The organism is Aquimarina latercula DSM 2041 (assembly GCF_000430645.1).
In the GTDB taxonomy this organism is placed as follows: Bacteria; Bacteroidota; Bacteroidia; order Flavobacteriales; family Flavobacteriaceae; genus Aquimarina; species Aquimarina latercula.
The window spans coordinates 1-2,204 of record NZ_AUMK01000030.1 but is presented as its reverse complement, the minus strand read 5'-3'; the positions used below and the strand labels follow the sequence as shown (position 1 = coordinate 2,204).

Here is a 2,204-nt window from a genome sequence, read left to right as displayed (position 1 = left end):
ATTGTTGATCTCCAAGGACGAATAATCAAAGAATTAAATTCTACAAACACTTCAGAAACTATGGATGTTTCAGAACTTCCTTCTGGTCCATATTTACTGATTAGTAGAAGTAAGAACGCTAAACAATCCTTTTTGTTCATTAAATAAGAAAAAAGGTATAACCCCACCAAACTAGTCAAGCATACATAGATTGATAGATAATTATCAATCTATGTATACTATATCAAAATGTAGAACAGTAGGTTACCGATATAGCACAATGTTTTTTTACATCATTTTTTTAGCTGTCAAAATAAGGTGGCTTAGTAGACTAGTTTCCATTATTAAAATTTTAACCTCAAAATGATCATGAATTATTTTACTAACTCAAATAAAACAAAAACAGTCTTTGCTTGTTTGATATGTTTTTTATTAACTAATTATTATAGTATTGCACAAATTCAATTAGAAGAAGAAACAAGGATTACAGATATCGGTTTGTTTTTCGATGGAAAAAAAGTAGATCGAAATGCTCCAAATAATGGGTCCGGATATGATTATTTTTTTGGAAATAGGATATCAGCCCATGGAGATTGTATCAAGAAGTATAAACAATTTGTTTTTATGACTTGGTATAAAGGAGGTAAATATAATAGACATGTTATGCTTTCTAGATATAATACCAGTACAGATGTCATTAAAACTATTGAGTTTCCTCATACTCATACCGGGTTAAACGGTAAATGGTGGATAGGAGAATCTCATAATACAATAGCAGTTGGTATTAGTCCTAAAAATGGAACTATCCACATGCTTTATGATATGCACGCCTATAAGAACACAGGATTCTCCAAAAATGATTACTTCCGATATGCTTACTCTAAAAAGAATGCCGCTACTGTTTCAGATTCAGATTTTAAACTGAATTTGTTTATTCCGGATGGAACTAATGACTATACCCATGTAAGTCTAAATGGCACTTCCGATCCTGAACAGTTTCAAAGTCTTACGTACCCTAAGTTTTTTTTAAATGATGGTGGAGACTTACTTATGTATATGAGAAGAGGAGGTCATAATAATGGCGCATATGTATTTAGTAAATACAACGCAGGTACTTCAAAATGGGATGAGCTTACTCAATTTAATAAATTAAATGCTAAAAATAATGGTCAACAATTTAATTGGGGACTATATGGGAGCATGAAATACGTAAATGGTAAACTTAGAGTTGGTTTTCAAAGAAGGAGTGCAAACAATAACGATAAATACTTGTATCAAAATGGTTTTTATTATGGGTATTCTAATGACCAAAGTGGTAAAAGTCAATGGAAAGATCATTTAGGAGGAGCAATTAACATTCCATTTGCTAACGCTGATTTATTGAAAGTGTATGAACCTGGAAATTTGGTTTCTGCAACCGGTAAAGATGAAGTTTTTATGGTACAAGGTTTTGATTGGACCGTTACAGATAGGGGAGATGTACATATTATTGGTAAAGTTAGAGACACTAAAAATAACGTAACCAAGAATGTACATACGTATAAGCCAGCGGGTAGTTCAAGTTTTATTACTTCAACAAATTTTTCGGGTGGAGATCAATTATATACATATGATAATAATATTTACATCATTGGCACCAATAATGACCGTGTTTATGTAGAGAAAGCGGACGGAGGTAAAAATAATTTTACAAGAATATATGCTCCAACAAATGGAAAGAAATTTAGATTCGGTGTTCCTTATATCAATGATGGAAAATTGTACTACTACTTGATGGAAAAGAAATCAGGAGATAAGCAGCCATTGTACTTACAGATTATTGATTTAGGAATTAAGAACGAAGAAAATAAACCACCGACAGTTTCCTTAACGAATCCTGTACAAGATAATCAAGAGTTTATTCTAGGAGAAACTGTTGCGCTAGGAGCAAATGCCTCGGATCCAGATGGAAATTTAGATTATGTCAATTTTAAAGTAAATGGTTCCTTTTTTAGACAAGATCAGGATAGACCTTTTAATGTTACCTGGACACCAACAGCAGCAGGGACATATACCATTGGAGCTAAGGCTTTTGATAAAGAAGGACTTTCTATAGAAGTTTCAAGAACTGTGATTGTTAAAACACCAACCAGTAATCAAGCTCCAAATGTTTCATTTGCTTCACCATCTGGTAACCTTACTGTAGATGAGGGATATGATCTAACGGTAGTTGCAAATGCTTCTGA

At 32.6% G+C, this 2,204-nt stretch carries 2 protein-coding genes; both read left to right on the top strand.

The window, feature by feature from the left end; all coding sequences use genetic code 11:
• Positions 1-147 (top strand): T9SS type A sorting domain-containing protein, encoded by a 147-nt coding sequence (locus tag H526_RS32665; RefSeq protein ID WP_425387489.1) that lies wholly within the window; start codon positions 1-3, stop codon positions 145-147.
• 201 nt (positions 148-348) lie between these two features.
• Positions 349-2,204 (top strand): BNR-4 repeat-containing protein (locus H526_RS0117915; RefSeq protein WP_027394258.1); only part of this gene is annotated, 1,856 nt, incomplete at its 3' end.